Annotated in this window: 17 protein-coding genes and 1 tRNA gene (1 of these 18 running past the window's edge); 12 read left to right on the top strand and 6 right to left on the bottom strand. The window is 64.1% G+C overall.

All coding sequences use genetic code 11. The annotated features are described in order from the left end of the window. Window position 1 precedes the first annotated feature (1 nt). From JI59_RS11925 to JI59_RS11910, 4 genes are all read right to left on the bottom strand, one after another. Window positions 2–976 (bottom strand): AAA family ATPase, encoded by a 975-nt coding sequence (locus tag JI59_RS11925; protein WP_007012486.1) that lies wholly within the window; start codon window positions 974–976, stop codon window positions 2–4. Continuing rightward, on the bottom strand, window positions 973–2,310 hold the full coding sequence (locus JI59_RS11920) for a hypothetical protein (RefSeq protein WP_007012487.1): 1,338 nt from the start codon (window positions 2,308–2,310) through the stop codon (window positions 973–975). Before JI59_RS11920 ends, JI59_RS11925 begins: the two co-directional genes overlap by 4 nt. Next, window positions 2,307–3,011 (bottom strand): hypothetical protein, encoded by a 705-nt coding sequence (locus JI59_RS11915; protein ID WP_007012488.1) that lies wholly within the window; start codon window positions 3,009–3,011, stop codon window positions 2,307–2,309. The genes JI59_RS11920 and JI59_RS11915 overlap by 4 nt, the downstream gene beginning before the upstream one ends. A gap of 99 nt (window positions 3,012–3,110) precedes the next feature. Continuing rightward, window positions 3,111–4,004, bottom strand: a complete 894-nt coding sequence (locus JI59_RS11910) for a prephenate dehydratase (RefSeq protein ID WP_007012489.1) — start codon at window positions 4,002–4,004, stop codon at window positions 3,111–3,113. Between the two features lie 119 nt (window positions 4,005–4,123). Between JI59_RS11910 and JI59_RS11905 the strand changes: the two genes are divergently transcribed. Continuing rightward, the gene (locus tag JI59_RS11905; RefSeq protein ID WP_007012490.1) at window positions 4,124–4,756 is read left to right on the top strand and encodes a c-type cytochrome; all 633 of its coding nucleotides are present in this window, start codon (window positions 4,124–4,126) and stop codon (window positions 4,754–4,756) included. A 198-nt stretch (window positions 4,757–4,954) separates the two neighbouring features. On the opposite strand, the gene JI59_RS11900 is transcribed toward JI59_RS11905, so the two are convergent. Then, on the bottom strand, window positions 4,955–5,614 hold the full coding sequence (locus tag JI59_RS11900) for an RlmE family RNA methyltransferase (RefSeq protein WP_007012491.1): 660 nt from the start codon (window positions 5,612–5,614) through the stop codon (window positions 4,955–4,957). Further along, window positions 5,611–6,924 (bottom strand): Ppx/GppA phosphatase family protein, encoded by a 1,314-nt coding sequence (locus JI59_RS11895; protein WP_038576086.1) that lies wholly within the window; start codon window positions 6,922–6,924, stop codon window positions 5,611–5,613. The genes JI59_RS11900 and JI59_RS11895 overlap by 4 nt, the downstream gene beginning before the upstream one ends. Before the next feature lie 198 nt (window positions 6,925–7,122). Between JI59_RS11895 and JI59_RS11890 the strand changes: the two genes are divergently transcribed. From JI59_RS11890 to JI59_RS11830, 11 genes are all read left to right on the top strand, one after another. After that, window positions 7,123–7,944 carry a crotonase/enoyl-CoA hydratase family protein gene (locus JI59_RS11890; protein WP_007012493.1) on the top strand — a complete coding sequence of 274 codons (822 nt, stop codon included), beginning with the start codon at window positions 7,123–7,125 and terminating at the stop codon, window positions 7,942–7,944. A 161-nt stretch (window positions 7,945–8,105) separates the two neighbouring features. Continuing rightward, window positions 8,106–8,179: transfer RNA gene (locus tag JI59_RS11885), tRNA-Gln, on the top strand. 745 nt (window positions 8,180–8,924) lie between these two features. Then, window positions 8,925–10,226, top strand: a complete 1,302-nt coding sequence (locus JI59_RS11875) for an aromatic ring-hydroxylating oxygenase subunit alpha (protein WP_238532497.1) — start codon at window positions 8,925–8,927, stop codon at window positions 10,224–10,226. Then, on the top strand, window positions 10,226–10,789 hold the full coding sequence (locus tag JI59_RS11870) for an aromatic-ring-hydroxylating dioxygenase subunit beta (protein ID WP_007012496.1): 564 nt from the start codon (window positions 10,226–10,228) through the stop codon (window positions 10,787–10,789). The genes JI59_RS11875 and JI59_RS11870 overlap by 1 nt, the downstream gene beginning before the upstream one ends. Before the next feature lie 49 nt (window positions 10,790–10,838). After that, window positions 10,839–11,906 carry a cupin domain-containing protein gene (locus tag JI59_RS11865; RefSeq protein ID WP_007012497.1) on the top strand — a complete coding sequence of 356 codons (1,068 nt, stop codon included), beginning with the start codon at window positions 10,839–10,841 and terminating at the stop codon, window positions 11,904–11,906. A gap of 61 nt (window positions 11,907–11,967) precedes the next feature. Continuing rightward, window positions 11,968–12,723, top strand: a complete 756-nt coding sequence (locus tag JI59_RS11860; protein WP_052117883.1) for an LLM class flavin-dependent oxidoreductase — start codon at window positions 11,968–11,970, stop codon at window positions 12,721–12,723. A 13-nt stretch (window positions 12,724–12,736) separates the two neighbouring features. After that, window positions 12,737–13,908, top strand: a protein-coding gene (locus JI59_RS11850) for an IS3 family transposase (RefSeq protein WP_085997526.1) whose coding sequence is annotated in 2 segments (ribosomal slippage) — window positions 12,737–13,001 and window positions 13,001–13,908 — 1,173 coding nt in all. Because the reading frame shifts where the segments join, the coding sequence is not laid out codon by codon here. A gap of 98 nt (window positions 13,909–14,006) precedes the next feature. Continuing rightward, window positions 14,007–14,369: a hypothetical protein gene (locus JI59_RS11845; protein WP_007015848.1), complete on the top strand. Its 363-nt coding sequence runs from the start codon at window positions 14,007–14,009 to the stop codon at window positions 14,367–14,369. Window positions 14,370–14,386: 17 nt separating this feature from the next. Continuing rightward, window positions 14,387–14,659, top strand: a complete 273-nt coding sequence (locus JI59_RS27095) for a hypothetical protein (RefSeq protein ID WP_007015849.1) — start codon at window positions 14,387–14,389, stop codon at window positions 14,657–14,659. Window positions 14,660–14,712: 53 nt separating this feature from the next. Continuing rightward, the gene (locus tag JI59_RS11835) at window positions 14,713–15,546 is read left to right on the top strand and encodes a DODA-type extradiol aromatic ring-opening family dioxygenase (protein ID WP_038576080.1); all 834 of its coding nucleotides are present in this window, start codon (window positions 14,713–14,715) and stop codon (window positions 15,544–15,546) included. 69 nt (window positions 15,547–15,615) lie between these two features. Continuing rightward, window positions 15,616–15,852, top strand: the start of a protein-coding gene (locus JI59_RS11830; RefSeq protein WP_007015851.1) for a VOC family protein. The gene runs 651 nt beyond the window's last position; the window shows 237 of its 888 coding nt (coding positions 1–237); the start codon lies at window positions 15,616–15,618; the stop codon falls past the right edge of the window.

Raw genomic sequence — 15,852 nt, 5'->3', positions numbered from 1 at the left:
GTCAGCGCGGCGCCTCGGTCTGTTCGACAAGCTGGGCGACAAGCGCCTCAACCTGCTTGCCCTCGATCTCCGCCGCAGGACTGAGCAGCAGACGGTGGCGCAGCACGCCGGTCGCCAGTGCCTTCACATCATCTGGCACAACATAGTCGCGGCCCTCCAGCGCCGCGCGGGCGCGGGCCGCCCCGGCCAGCAGCACCGCCGCACGCGGGCTCGCCCCGCAGGCAAGGTCAGCGCTGTCACGCGTGGCGCGCACGAGCCGCACGATGTAGTCGGTCACACTATCGGCGAGGGTCACGGTCGCAACAGCGCGGGTCGCGGCGGAAAGCACCTGCGGCGATGCCACCGCTTCGATGCCCAGCTCCATAGGCGAAGGCGCACCGCGATTCTCGCCGTAGCGGGCGACGATGCGGATCTCCTCCTCGGCGCTGGGATAGTCGACCAGCAGCTTGAACAGGAAACGGTCGAGCTGCGCCTCGGGCAACGGATAGACGCCCTGGCTCTCGATCGGGTTCTGCGTGGCGACGACCATGAAATGCGGCGGCAGCGCATGGGCGGCACCGTCCAGCGTGACGCGGCGTTCCTGCATCGCCTCAAGCAGGGCGGCCTGCGTCTTGGGCGGGGTACGGTTGATTTCGTCGGCCAGCAGCAGGTCACAGAAGATCGGCCCGTGGGTCAGGGTGAACTGGCTGGTCTGGAAGTTGAACAGGTTGGAGCCGAGGATATCGCCCGGCATCAGGTCCGGCGTGAACTGGATACGCCCGAAATCGAGCCCCAGCGTCGCCGCGAAGCACTGCGCGAGGAAAGTTTTCGCCGTGCCCGGCGGCCCTTCAAGCAGCACGTGGCCGCGCGCCATCAGCGCGATCAGCAAGTGGTCGATGGTCCCGGCCTGGCCAACGATGGCCTTGCCGACCTGTTCGCGTATGGCCCCGGCGATCTGCGCGACATCGGGCAGGCTGAGGGTCTCGGTCTCACTCATCGGATCAGCTTCCTTTCGAGCGCGTGGAGTTCGCGCGCGGCTTTCAGGAGGTCATGGGCCTTGCGCGAGCGCTTGAGGCGCGCGGCAATGACGGAATAGGGTTCGGCTTCGGGATCGCGCGCGGCAAGGGCGCGGTCGATGGCCTCTTCGGCGTGAACGGTATCGAGGTAACGCGGCAGGCCAAGCCCCTGCACGAGACGCTCGCGGATGCGGTCGGCATATGGTCCGCCGATCAGGTGCAGGCGGCGGGCACGGCGCACGAGGCCGGCGGAATTGCTGACGAGGGCGCGCTTGCCGAAGGCGATGGCGCGTTCCGTGCTGGCTGGCGGTCCGAACCGCAGAAAGGCGCGCCATCCGATCAGCACCGCGGCGAGCAGCAGGCACAATGTGGCGGCGAGAAACGGCGGAGTGAAAGCAAGCGTGAGCAGGTTGCGCGACTGGCCGAAGCCATTGAGCGTCATGTCGAAGATCACCGGATCGCCCGGCGAAATCCCGCTGGCCCGGACCAGCGTCTCGGCAAGGCGCGCATTCTCAAGCCGCGCCATGCCGTAGTTGTCGAGCAGGTCCGGCTCGAACACCAGCACCAGCGGATAGAGGTCGTCATCCTCGACCTCGGACTTCATCGGTGCAAGCGCGCGGTCTTCCAGCTCGGGGTAGTAGCCGCCGTCGTCGAGAACAGCCGCGAGGATCCGGCCGTCCTGACCTTCCACCAGTGGGACCAGCCGGGCGCCCTGCCCCGACAGCACCTGCTTGCCCTCGGGCAGTACGCCGCCAAGGCCCATGCCGCGCCAGCGCGGCTGCGCGCCGTCCTTCCCCATTGAGGACAGGGTGACGCCGACATCGTCGAGAAAGCCCGGCCAGTTGGGACCAGAAGCGCCCATGAGCTGCACCCAGCCGCGCCGCGCGCCCTTCTGCTGGCGATTGACCGGGCCTGCCATCCACTTGGGCGTGACCACCAGCGTCGGCCCGATGTAGCGCCGGGCACTGACGATGCGGTCGATCTCCTCTCCCTCGGCAAAGGCAGGCGGTGTCAGGACCAGCAGCCCCTGCTTCGCAAGCGCACCCTCGTTCTTGACCCTGCGCACGGCAAAGCCGCGCCGGTCGAGGAAATCGGCCATGGCCGCATAGCCATTGAGTCCCTTGCCCTGCGCATGGGCCTGGCCGTCGTTGCTGGTGCCCATCCCGTTGCCGGTCCCGATCATCCACAGCAGCGCGATGAACAGGGCGGAGCCGAGGAGCACGATCCCCAGGACGGCGCGGCGGGAGAAAGGGTTGGCGCCGACCGGAATGGCGGTGCCGGCAACCGGGCCTGCAGCGGACGCCGCCGCGCTCATGCGCGAAGCTCCAGCCGGGCGAAATCGGCATAGGCGGCGCGGGCCGCTGACCAGTCCTGCGCGTCGAGATCGCGCAGGGCGAACAGGCTGCGCTCCACCCGCTCCGCAATGGTCGCGAAGGCGCGGCGGCCGCTTTCGGGCAGCATCGGCAGGACGGAAATTTCGCGCGCGGTGCTGGCCGGGATCAGCCAGTCGGGCCGGGCATCGTTGATCTGGTGGACGCTGCGCTGAAGCAGGAGGTGCGCGGCTTCACCGAATCGCCCTTGCGCGGCAAGCCGGTCGGCATCCTCGAGCAGGGCGACGGCCTGGGCCCGGTTCGGCGTCCAGACGGCGTCCTCCTCCCGGTCACGGCGATTGCGCCAGACGGCGATGGCCGGGCCGAAAATCCGCCAGAGCAGAAACAGCGCCATCGCTGCCGCCAGTGCGATCAGGACGTACTGGAACACCGGCCAGGACATGCCGAGCAGGCGCCCGATCGGCGCGAAGATGGCTTCCATCAACCTGGAAAGGGCGCGCAGCCAGCCCGGTACTTCGGAGACGGGCGGCTGCTGGAGCGGCGGCAAAGGCGCGTACTGGATATCGGACGCGGCGCGCACGGCCTCCCAGTCGCTCGCGGCGTCCCGGGCAGCGGCCGCACCCGCAATCTGAGGCCCACCAACCGTCACGCCGGCCTGATTGGCATGTGCAGCCGTGACGTGCAAGCGATTGCCAGCGGGACCGCCGCGCAAGCAGGCCTGAAAATTCCCGACTTTTCAGGCAGCACCGCCATCCGACGGGCCGCAAGCACGCTTCGCGCAGGATCAGCCGCGGGCGCGCGCCTGCCGGTAGCTGCCCAGCGGCCGCACGTACTTGCAGTGGAAAGCCAGTTCCTGCAGCGCCATGTCGACACGCGGATCGCCCGGCACGCCTTCGATGTCGGCATAGAAGGTCGTGGCGGCAAAGCTTGCCCCGGTCTGATAGCTTTCCAGCTTGGTCATGTTGACGCCGTTCGTGGCGAAGCCGCCCAGCGCCTTGTAGAGCGCGGCAGGAATGTTCTTCACCTCGAAGATGAAGGTCGTCATCGCCGTCTCGCCCTGGAGATAGAACGGATCGAGCGGTTCCTTGGCGAGCACGACGAATCGCGTCGTGTTGTCCGCGGCATCCTCTACATTCTGTTCGATGATCTTGAGGCCGTAGAGCTCGGCAGCCAGCTTGGGCGCCACGGCGCAGGCCGTCATGTCGCCCTGCTCGCGCACGAACGCCGCCGCGCCCGCGGTATCGGCATAGGACATCGGCACGATCCCGCGCTCACGCAGGTAATGGCGGGACTGACCCAGCGCCTGCGGGTGACTGTAGGCACCGGTGAAAGGTCCGTCCCCCAGCGCCATCAGCGCGTGGTGAATCGACATGAAATGTTCGCCGACGATCGAAAGCCCGCTTTCCGGCAGCAGGAAATGGATGTCGGCGACCCGCCCGTGCTGCGAATTCTCGATCGGGATGATCGCCCGCTCGGCCTTGCCTTCCTTCACCGCATCGAGCGCATCCTCGAAGGAAAAGCACGGCAGCGGCAGGCAATCGGGATCGAATTCGAGGGCGGCACGATGCCCGTTGCAGCCTGGTGCGCCCTGCAAGGCCATGGCGCGCGAAGGGTCAGAAGCCGCTGCGGCTTCCATCTCTGCCACAAGGGCGAGGGCGGGTTTGGGATAGGAATGCATGGTGCCTGCGCGATTAGGCTGCAACTGCGATATCCGCAATGGCTCTTGCACTAAGCACCGCCCGCCACTAGAGCGCAGCGCAACCGAATGGGCTAGATTCACCGGCGGGGCAACTTCGAATGGATGATCGTTTCAATACCATTGCAGGCTGGACGCTGTTCGCAGGCATCGTTGGGCTCGGCCTGACGACCGTCAGCTCGCATTATTTCAAGGCTGACAAACCGCATCGTCCCGAGACGATGGGATACGCCATCGAAGGCGTGCAGGAAGAAGGCGAAGGCGCCGGCGAAGTGCCGATCGCAACGCTTCTGGCCAGCGCCGATGTCGCCAAGGGCGAGGCGACTTTCGCCAAGTGCGCCTCGTGCCACACGATCAACGCCGGCGGTGCCAACGGCATCGGCCCGAACCTTCATGGCGTCGTGGGCGAAGCCATCGGCAAGGGCGTAGGCGGTTTCGCGTTCTCCGATGCACTCAAGAGCGTTGGCGGTGAATGGACCTTCGACAAGCTCAACGACTGGCTGAAGAGCCCCAAGGCCTTCGCGCCCGGCACCAAGATGACTTTCGCCGGACTTTCCAAGCCGGAAGATCGCGCGAACCTCATCGCCTATCTGAACACGCAGGGCTCGAACCTGCCGCTGCCCACCCCGCCGGCCGCCGACGAGGCACCGGCCGAGGGTGACGCCGCTGCCGCTCCGGCAGAAGGCGCGGACGAGGCCGCTCCGGCCGAGGGCGAAGCCGCCGCGGCCGAATAATCCCGAAAATTCGACGAATCCGGCATTGCCGGCAGGAAGCGGTCCGCAGGCGTCACCGAGTCGCCTTCGGGCCGTTTCCGTCTTCAGGGCAGGAAAAACAGGCCAATCCGCCCGGCCGACACTACCCGGGCCGGCTGACTTGCAAGGTCGCCGAAAACAGCGTCTTCCCGCAGTCGCGGGAACGACGAGAGGCTCGCCCTAGCCCTTGAAGCCCTTGGCGATGACGTACCACTCGGACGAATCCTTGCGACTCGCCGGCGGCTTGGCATGCTTGACGCTGGTAAAGTGGCGCTTGAGCAGGTTCAGCAGCTCTGTATCGGTGCCTCCTGCAAGGACCTTGGCCACGAAAGTACCGCCGGGTGCCAGCGTCTGGATCGCGAAATCGGCCGCCGTCTCGACCAGCCCCATCGTGCGCAGATGATCGGTCTGCTTGTGACCGACCGTATTGGCCGCCATGTCCGACAGCACCAGTTCCGGCGCGCCGTCTAGCGCCCCTTCCAGCGCCGCAGGGGCCTCGTCGGCCATGAAGTCCATCTCGAAGATCGTCACGCCCTCGATGGGATCGGTGGGCAGCAGGTCGATGCCCACGACCTTGGCCCTGGGGCACTTGAGCCGCAGCACCTGGCTCCAGCCGCCCGGCGCAATGCCGAGGTCGACTGCACGGGTTACGCCCTTGAACAGGCCGAACTTCTCGTCCAGTTCGATCAGCTTGTAGGCCGCACGGCTGCGATAACCGTCGGCCTTGGCCTTCTTGACGTAAGGATCGTTGAGCTGGCGCTGGAGCCAGCGTGCCGAACTCGTCGAACGCTTCTTCGCCGTACGCAGTTTTTCGCCCGGATCGCGTCCCGAACGGCTCATCGACCGGTTTCCACTTGCTGTACGTTTCCTTCACTTGCGGCGATGACCTGTCCCGCGTGGGGGCTGCCATGGCCATTGGATGCAATCAGGCTGCGCAGGATGCCTTCGCGAATGCCGCGATCGGCAACGCCCAGTCTTGCTGCCGGCCAGAGGTCGAGGATGGCCTCGAGAATGGCGCAGCCCGCAACGACAAGATCGGCACGCTCCCGGCCGATGCAATTGAGCTCGCGGCGATCCTCGACTGCCATGGTCGAGAGGCGTGTGCTGATTTCGCGCATCGATTCGGCCGGCACGATCAGGCCGTCGACCATCCGCCGGTCGTACTGCGGCAGTTGCAGGTGCAGGCTCGCCAGCGTCGTCACGGTGCCGCTGGTGCCCAGCAGGCGCAGTTCGCCGCTGCTTGCAACCGACTTGCGCGCGCCCGAGATCCTGTCGGAAAATCCAGCGAAGCTCTCGGTCACGAGGCCGTGCATGTGGCGATAGCGGTTGAGACGATCCGCCTCGCTCACGCCTTCCGGGCCGCAGCTCTCGCTCAACGAGACAACGCCCCAGGGCACGCTCTGCCAGTCGAGAATGCGCGGCACGGTGCCGGTGCTCTCGATCAGGACGAGCTCTGTCGAGCCGCCGCCGATATCGAAGATCATCGCTGGCCCCAACCCTGCCTCGAGCAGGACATGGCAGCCCAGCACCGCCAGCCGGGCTTCCTCGCGCGCGCTGATGATGTCGAGGGCAATGCCGGTCTCTTCGCGCACCCTCTCGATGAATTCCGGGCCGTTCTCGGCACGGCGGCAGGCCTCGGTGGCGACGGAGCGCGCGAGATAAACGTTGCGGCGCATGAGCTTGTCGGCACACACGCGCAGGGCCGCAAGCGTACGGTCCATCGCCTCGTCCGAGAGACGGCCGGACTGAGCCAGCCCTTCGCCAAGACGAACGACGCGGCTGAAAGCATCGATCACGGTGAAGTTCTCGCCCGAAGGTCGGGCGATCAAAAGACGGCAGTTGTTGGTACCCAGGTCGATCGCCGCATAGGACTGCCGACCGCCGCCCGGCCGCGGACCGGCAGTACGTTGAGGATAAGGTCGTTGTGAAACCTGCCGCACCGTTTGCCGACGCGATGACGCCTGCTCGTTATTGTCGTTCTCTTCGCGCGGCGCTGCGCCTGCCTCTGGCTTAGGCGCACCCGCCGGGCGCACCTTCCCCTTGGCCGTGCCGGCGACTTTCGAGCGTGACTTGCCCTTTCGTCCCTTCCGCCGCCTTCCCGGGCGACCCGACACTTTGACTTTCGCGGCCGGCGGATCTTGCTCCGCCATGGTATCAAATCTCGTTCATATCTTCCCGCCAAGGCGGCGGGCACCTGAGGCCAATGCTAACGTGCCGTAACCAAAGGGGCAAGAGAGGTTACCCGGCCTTGCTTGACGAACCGCCGGGGCGGCGCGAAAGGCTCTGCAAGGCCTTGGCGCATATGCCGGGAACAGGACAGGACGGGGCGGCCCGATTGCCGCTGGCTGATGGACGAGGGTTTGAAAATGGGCGATTTCGTCAAGATCGAGAAGCGCGGGCGCATTGCCGTCCTGACCTTGAACCACCCCGAAAGGCTCAATGCCATCGGCGAACACCAGGACTGTGCCGACTTCGTCGCCGCGCTCGAGGACCTGGCTGCGGACGAAACCATCAGCGTCGGCATCCTCACAGGCGCAGGCAAGGCCTTCTCCGCAGGCGGCAACCTGCAGGCGATGAAGGACCGCAACGGCATCGGACCGCTCGACTCGCCCACCGCGACGCGGCTCAACTACCGCCGCGGCGTGCAGCGCATCCCGCGCGCTTTCCAGGAATGCGAAGTGCCGATGATCGCCGCGGTCAACGGCTTCGCCATCGGCCTTGGCAACGATCTCGCCTGCTTCTGCGACATCCGCATCGCCTCGGACAAGGCGAAGTTCTCCGCCGGCTTCATCAAGATGGGCCTGATTCCGGGCGACGGCGGGGCCTGGGCGCTGCCCCGTGCGGTCGGGTTCGCCAATGCCGCCGAAATGCTCTTCACCGGCGAGACGCTCGATGCCGAGCAGGCAAGGGCCATGGGTCTCGTCTCGCGCGTCGTCCCGCACGAATCGCTGATGGACGAAGCCATGGCGATCGCCGAGAAAATCGCCGCAAATCCCGCAAGGTCGTTGCGCATGGCCAAGCGGCTGCTCACCGATGCCCAGAACATGCGCCTCAACGAAGTACTGGAAATGTCGGCCGCGATGCAGGCACTGGCCCATGAAACGGCAGACTTCGAGGAAGCCATCGACGCCTTCCTCGAAAAGCGCCCCCCGCACTTCACCGGCAAATAGGCCCGGGAAAAACCCGGTCGAACGGCATGTGCGCACATGCGGACGCACCTTACGCGCATTCCGCTGCGCAGTCGCTTTCTCCGCCTTGGAACCCGACCGCAAATTTACTTGCGCTGGGGCCTTGACCCCTTCGAGCATGCGAGTTAGAGGCGCCCCCTCGTTGCCCCGTCGTCTAATGGTAAGACTACGGATTCTGATTCCGTCTATCGAGGTTCGAATCCTCGCGGGGCATCCACTTTCCTGAACATTTTGGCTAATTCCCGGTGTTCTCGCTGGGGTCGGTGGCTAACTTTTTGCGATGGTTGGCCATTACCTTCGTCATTGCGGCGTGGGCGCAGCCTGCTCGGACTGAGTCGCCTCCTCCGCCATAACCCTTCGTCGGATCGTTCGGCTTCGCGGCAACGGCGCGCAGCAGATCTTCTGAGGCAGCCAGGAAAGCGGTGTCTCGGGCCAGCATCGACGCCCCACCTTCATCGCCTTGGTCCAGCATGGCTGGTTCACAGCGTTATCGGAATTGCTTCGCCGAGCGCAGGTTGCCTGTAAGCGAACTGGCCCGTGCACCCTTGGTCGTGGCTCACAATGGCATGTGGTGTCTTGGGCGATAAATCGGGGGCATGGCGCTCGCCTTGCCGATTTGGGCGCCGCCGGTTGAAGCCTTGTCGCTTGAAGCCTTGTCGGTTGGGAATGGACGCATGGCGCGTTCTTCCAGGCACCGGTCTGGCGTGAGGCCAGATTTAGCGGCGGCGTATCTCCGAAAGCATCCGGCCATGGTCCGGTCTGCAGGTATCGCGCGCGGTGCGACGGCGGCTCCCTCGGCGTTCCGAGCCCGGGGCGCGCAATCCATGCCGAATCTGTCCATTCCGCAGCCCGGCACCGGCAAAAACAAAACACCCAATTGACGCAGATCAAACCAATCGCACGCATCATATTATAACAGGTGGAATGCAACATGGAATAAGATGTCGCGCGGAGGGTTTGTCGTGAATATAGCCGATTTGGTGGATGCGGAAGCTGGCACTCAGAACCGCCGGATTTTTTGGGACAGGGACGTTTACGAGCTTGAACTGGAGCGGGTTTTCGGCCGCTGCTGGCTGTTCCTCGCCCATGAAAGCCAACTGGCCAAGGCAGGCGACTACGTGGTCACGAAAATGGCTGAGGACGAGGTCATCGTCTGGCGTCAGGAAGATGGAAGCATAAAGGCCTTTCTCAACCAGTGTCGCCACCGCGGCATGCGGCTATGCCAGGCCGAGGCAGGGAACGCCCGCTCGCACGCCTGCATATATCACGGCTGGCAGTTTGCCGCCGACGGCAGCCTCAAGACCGTTCCGCTCGAGCAATCGGTTTACGGTCCGAGATTCGATAAGCGCCAATGGGGCCTGCGCGAAGTGCCGCGCGTGGAAAGCTACAAGGGCTTCGTATTCGGCTGCATGGACCCGGACGCGCCGACCTTGCCGGACTATCTCGGCGACGAGAAGTGGTACATCGACATCTGGACCGACATCCCCGGCGGCATAGAGCTGCTCGGACCGCCGGCCCGATCGATCGTTCACACCAACTGGAAGCTGCCGCCTGAGGGATTCGTTGGAGATGTCTATCATCTGGGCATGACCCACGGGTCCATCCTCAAGGTGCTCGGCGCGCCGGTCGTCGATTTCAAGTCGGGCATGGGGATGCAGGCCACGTCGCGTTACGGTTCGGGCCACGCGGCGCAGTTCAGTCACCACTCGTCCATGCGCGACCAGATCTCCCCGGAGCTGGCCGACATGGTCCCCCCGCGCAGGGTAGAAGATGTCGCGCCGGAAAAGGGCGAGGCCTACGCCAACCTCTATACGTCGATGTGGGACGGGACGATCTTTCCCAACTGTTCCTATCTGATCGGTTTGAACGTCTTCAAGGTCTGGCACCCGATCGGCCCCGACAAGATCGAGGTAGTGTCGTGGGTCATCGCGGAAAAGCGCATGTCCGAGGAGGCCAAGCGCCGGATGAAGATCTCCGTCAACCGCACCTTCGGCATGGCCGGTATCCTCGAAGGCGACGACATGGACAATTTCGAGCACTCCACGCAACCGAACCAGGGCTATTTCACGCGACAGGGCACGCTCAATGCCCAGCTCGGCCATGGGCTCGCGCGTTTGGATCCCGATTACCCGGGGGTCGTCAGCGATATGGTCAGCGAGCTGTCGATCCGAGGCTACTACCGCTTCTATGCCGACTGCCTGAAATCGAAAAACTGGCAGGAAATCCAGCACAACAGCGAAAACTGGAAGGAGCAGTTACTCTGATGACCGTGGCAACCATTCCGCAAGGGCACGATGCCCAGGAGCATGAACGGCCGCCCGTTTCGAGGGAGCTGCATCAGGATATCGAGCGGTTCCTCTATCGCGAGGCGCGCACGCTGGATCAGGAGCGGTTCCGCGAGTGGATCGACACCATGATCGATCCGGCGATCCATTACCAAATGGTCGTTCGCGACGAACGCTATCTGAAGGACAAGACGCCGGAAGATCAGCGCGAGGTCTTCGTCTATGACGATGAACTGGACGCATTGGAGATGCGTGTCCGCCAGTTTGAGACGGGACTGCAGTGGATGATGGACCCGCCGCAGAAACTCATTCGCTTTGTCTCCAATGTCGAAGCGTTTCACGATCCTGTCGGCGAGCTGATCGAAGTGCTCAGCTGCGGCAAGGCTTATCGTTACCGTCGCGGTTATGAACAGAGCGAGGTCGTCTACCGCCGAACCGACCGGGTTCGCCAGCTTGGCGACGGCGCATTCCGCATCGTCAGTCGCCGCATCGACCTGCTGGAACGCGTAGTCAGCAGCAAGAACCTTCTGTTCTTCCTGTGAGGGGCGTTCGGGCCCCGGCCCGGCGCAATCAGTCAACAAGGCAAGGATCATGGCCACTACTTCAACCACGGGCATCAGCGCGCCCGATTTTCACGACCGGAATGAGGCGTTCGGCCAGAAGCTGGGCACCCGGTACATGGCACCGCTGTGGGGCAAGATCGCCCAGATGGCGCCGCCCCAGCCCGCGCCCAGAACGGTCGCGCATGTCTGGCCCTATGCAGAGGTGCGCCCCTGTCTGATGGAGGCCGGTGACCTGATTTCGGCAGCCGAGGCCGAACGGCGGGTACTGATCCTCGAAAACCCGGCCTTCGTCGGCGAAGGCAGGGCCAGCGGCACGCTGTACGCCGGCGTCCAGCTGGTTCTGCCCGGCGAAACCGCGCCCGCCCATCGCCACGTGGCATCGGCGCTGCGCTTCGTGCTGGAAAGCTCCGGCGGCTACACGGTGGTGGCCGGCGAAAGAACGACCATGGCCCGCGGCGACTTCGTCATCACGCCGTCCTGGACCTGGCACGACCACGGCAATGATTCCGATGAGCCGGTTGTCTGGGTGGACATCTTGGACGCGCATATCGTCAACTTCTTCGAGACGAGCTTCTTCGAACATTACAATGAGGCCACCCACGGACCGGCCCGGCCGGAGGGCGATGCGCTCGCGCGTTTCGGGACCGCTATGCTGCCGATCGAGCCCGAACCGCGTTTCGGAGCAACATCGCCGGTTTTCAATTATCCATTCGAGCGGACCCGCGCCGCGCTCGTCGCGATCGCGTCGGCCGGTTCCCTCGATCCGCATTGGGGCGCTTCGCTGCGCTATGCCAACCCGACCGACGGTGGCTGGGCGATGCCCACAATCTCCACCTGGATGACTTATCTCCCCGCCGGGACGCGAACCGCACCGGTCCGATCGACGGACGGGATGGTCGTCTGCGTTCCCTACGGCAGGGGACGGATGATCGTGGACGGCCAAAGGCACCCATTCGCCGCGCAGGACGTCCTCGCCGCCCCCAACTGGACGTGGCGATCCTTCGAGGCGGAGGAAGACTGTTTCCTCTTCTGCGCCTCGGACCGGGTGGTTCAGGAAAAGCTCGGCATCTGGCGGGAAGAAAAAGCGCCAGCCTGAGAAAGCGATTTCGAAGAACGCGCCGCCGCCGCGCTGGCAGGCGCACATTGGGAGCCAGGATATGATCAAGTCATGGGCATTCGAGTTCTTCTTCGTGTCACGCGAAATCGAGAACATCATCATGAGCGCCGGGGGCAACCCGAGCGAGGCCGCATGCGCGAACTACGCAAGCAAGATCATTCCCTATTTCAACGCATACCTCGACCTGTGGTCGAGCGCCGAGAGACTGGGATTCGACGGACTGCTGCTGAGCGAGCACCATTTCGGCGGGGGCTACAGCCCATCTCCCAACATCCTGCTGCCGCTGATCGCCGCGCGGACCAATACGCTGCGCCTCGGCGTCATGGGCATGGTTCTTCCCTATCATAATGCGTGGCGGCTGGTTGAAGAGGTCGGCATGCTCGACATTCTGACGGGCGGTCGGCTCGAGGTCGGCACGGCGGCCGGTATTCCTGGCGAGTTCCAGAAAATCGGCCTTCCGACCGCCGAAGCACGCGCCCGCAACGACGAGGCGCTGCAGATCCTCGACGCGGGTCTCAAAAATCCGGTCATCTCCCATCACGGCCAGTTCTGGAACTTCGACGATCTGGCACTGGTGCCGCGGCCGATCCAGGCCAATATCCCGGTGTGGACAACGGTCATCAGCGTGGAATCAGCGCGCAAGGCCGCCCGGCGCGGTGCGAAGATCGCCACCGGCTTCCTTCCCAACGAACAGGTCAAGGAGGTGTTCGACGCCTATAACGAGGAGGCCGCCAAGGCGGGCAACCTGACGTGGTGCTGGAAATCTGGACAGGGTGTTAAGCTCATCCCGACCTAAGGAATGGACGGGAATGAAGAAGACGAGAAAGCGCTACAGCGCGGAATTCAAGGCGAAAGTTGCGATGGAGGCGATCCGTGGTGAACTGACGCTGGCGGAACTGGCTGCGAAGCACGGCGTCCACCATACGATGATCGGGGGATGGAAGCGTCAGGCGGTGGACGGGATGGCCAGCCTGTTCGACGGCGGTGAGCAGGCGTCGAAGACGGAGACCGAAGCGGAAATCGAGAAGCTGCATGCCAAGATCGGGCAATTGCTGGTGGAGCGGGATTTTTTGGCGAAAGCCTCCGGTCGATGAGCGCGGGCCAGAGGCGATTGCTGATCGAGCCTGCTCACCAGCGCCTGTCGATCGCGGCGCAGTGCCGCCTGCTGTCGATCAGCCGGTCTTCCTATTATTATACGCCTGCGCCTCAGAGCGAGGAGACGCTGGCGCTGATGCGGGTAATCGACGAGACGTTCATGGACTGTCCGTGGTACGGCAGCCGGCAGATGGTGCGGCACCTGCAGCGGCTTGGTCATGCGGTGGGCCGCCGCCGGGTACGACGGCTGATGGCGCAGATGGGGCTGGCGGCGATCTACCAGCGCCCGCGCACGAGCGATCCGCACCCGGAGCATCGGATTTATCCCTATCTGCTGCGGGACATGAAGATCGAGCGGCCCAATCAGGTGTGGTGTGCGGACGTGACATATCTACCGATGCGCCGAGGCTTCCTCTATCTCGTTGCGATCATGGATTGGGCCACCCGCAAGGTGCTGGCCTGGCGATTGTCCAATACCATGGACGCGGCTTTTTGCGTCGAGGCTCTGGAGGATGCCATGGCCCGCTTTGGCAAGCCGGACATCTTCAACACCGATCAGGGCAGCCAGTTCACTTCGCAGGCCTTCACCGGCGTGCTGCGGGCGGCCGAAGTGAAAATCAGCATGGATGGCAAGGGGCGCTGGATGGACAACGTCTTCATCGAGCGCCTGTGGCGCTCGGTGAAGTACGAGTGCGTCTATCTGCACGCCTTCGAGACGGGTTCCGAACTGCGCGCAGGCCTGTCCCGCTGGTTCGCCTATTACAACCATCACCGGCCTCACTCACGCCTTGCAGGCAAAACCCCGGCAGAGGCATATGGGCAAATCGACGCTTCAGATCATGGGGGGCATGCCCCCCATGATCTGATCACCAGAATGGCGGCGTAAACAACAACCGGATGAGCTTAACTTAGCCGCAAACCTGTACAGGAAGGCGGGACCACCTCAACCCGACCGGGCCGGACCAGCTGGCGCTGCGCCGCCAGGTGATCTTCGAAATCGAGGAAGAAGGGACCGCCGGCCGCTCGGGCACCTATGCCGAGGGATTCCGCAGCATGATCGCAGCCAGCGACAAGCGCATGGCGGTCGCGGCGCGCAAGGCGCTCGATAGCCCCGGCACGCATGGATACACGATGGGCGACGACGAGTTCATCGGCGGAACGCCCGAGCAGGCGGCCGATACGATCCGCGAGCAGTGCGAGATGACGGGCGCCGGCCATTTCCAGGTCGTCTTCGCCGGTGACACCACGGTCGAGCAGCTCGCCCACAGCTGGGACCTGTACGGCACGCGCGTCATCCCCCTGCTGAAGTCGACCGAACGGCGCGAGGCACTTGCGCAGGCTGTATGACCCCAAGGGAGGCATGAATGAGCACGAACAGCATTGAAAAGGCGCTGTGGAAGGCGCTGTCCGAACCCCGGGAAATGGACCGTCTCCGCGCGGACGCGCCCGGCTATCTGAGCGAATTCAACATCAGCGAGGAAGAGCGCGAGCTGATCCTCAACTGGGATGTTGCCGAAATCGTGCGGCGCGACGTCAGTCCGCTGCTCCTCCTGTCGGTATTCAGCGGCGTCAACGGGGCACGGCGGATGCCGGAATATCTCGAGAAGATAAATCAGGACTACCGGGCGCCCGCCTGAGGCTGGGCCCCACCGCACCAGCACTCAAACGGATATGAAGAAGGAATTGGATCATGGCTGAAATAGTGGGCGGTTTCCTGATGCCGCATAACCCGGCGCTTTCGGGTATGCTGAAGGGCTTGGCGGACCAGGCGCAGGAAGACACCGTATTCAAGGCGTTCGAGCACATCGCAGCGCGCCTGGTCGAGCTTCGGGCCGATACCGTCATCATCATCAGCGATGACCATTACACCAATTTCGGGCCGCACTGCATCCCGAGCTGCCTGATCGCGGTCGGCGACCTCGACGGGCCGATCGAGGACTGGATCCCGCTCGAAAAGGGCATGATCCCGAACAACGAGCCATTGGCCCGGCACATCCTCGCACAAGGTGGCATCGACCGGATCGACTGGTCCTTCGCCAAGGCACTGACCGTCGAGCACGCTATCGCCATTCCTTATGAATTCGCAGTCAAGGCCAACCCCGGGCTGAAGACGATTCCCGTCTATCTCAATTGTACCCAGCGGCCGTTCGTGTCGAACCAGCGCGCCTATGAGATCGGGGAGAGCATCCGCCGCGCGGTGGAAAGCTGGCCGGGCAACGAACGGGTTGTCATCTTCGGCACGGGCGGCATGAGCCACTGGGTTGGCTGTCCGGGCATGGGCCATGTCAATGCCGCCTTCGATCTTCGCATGCTCGATCTGTTCGTTAAGGGCGATGTCGATGCCTTGCTGGCCATCAGCGACGAGGAAATCCTGCGAGAGAGCGGCAACGGGGGCATGGAAATCAAGAACTGGTACTGCGCACTCGGCGCCCTGCCCCAGGCGAAGGGCGAGATCATCGCTTATGAGGCGATGGAGGCCTGGCTGACGGGCATGGGCTTCGCCGAGTTGAAAAACGCGGCGTAATCAGGCGTTCCCGCGCCGGTCGGCGACCGCGGGTGCGCAAACGGCACTCTGGCTTCGAAGGAAAATCGGATGGTTCAGATCACGGAGCTCGGCTATCTCGGGCTGACAATCAGCGACGCGGATGCCTGGAAGGTCTTTGCGACGCAGATCATCGGCCTGGAATGGTTGGATGAGGGCGAGGGCGACCGGATCCATTTGCGGATGGACAACTGGCATCACCGGATCACACTGCACATCGGCGAAGGGGACGATCTCGCCTATCTCGGGCTGCGCGTCGCCGGGGGCGCTGAACTGGCGGAGATGGCC

The sequence above is a fragment of the Novosphingobium pentaromativorans US6-1 genome, from assembly GCF_000767465.1.
GTDB lineage: Bacteria > Pseudomonadota > Alphaproteobacteria > Sphingomonadales > Sphingomonadaceae > Novosphingobium > Novosphingobium pentaromativorans.
Note: the sequence above shows the minus strand (reverse complement) of the source record. Positions and strands in the feature narration are given on the sequence as shown.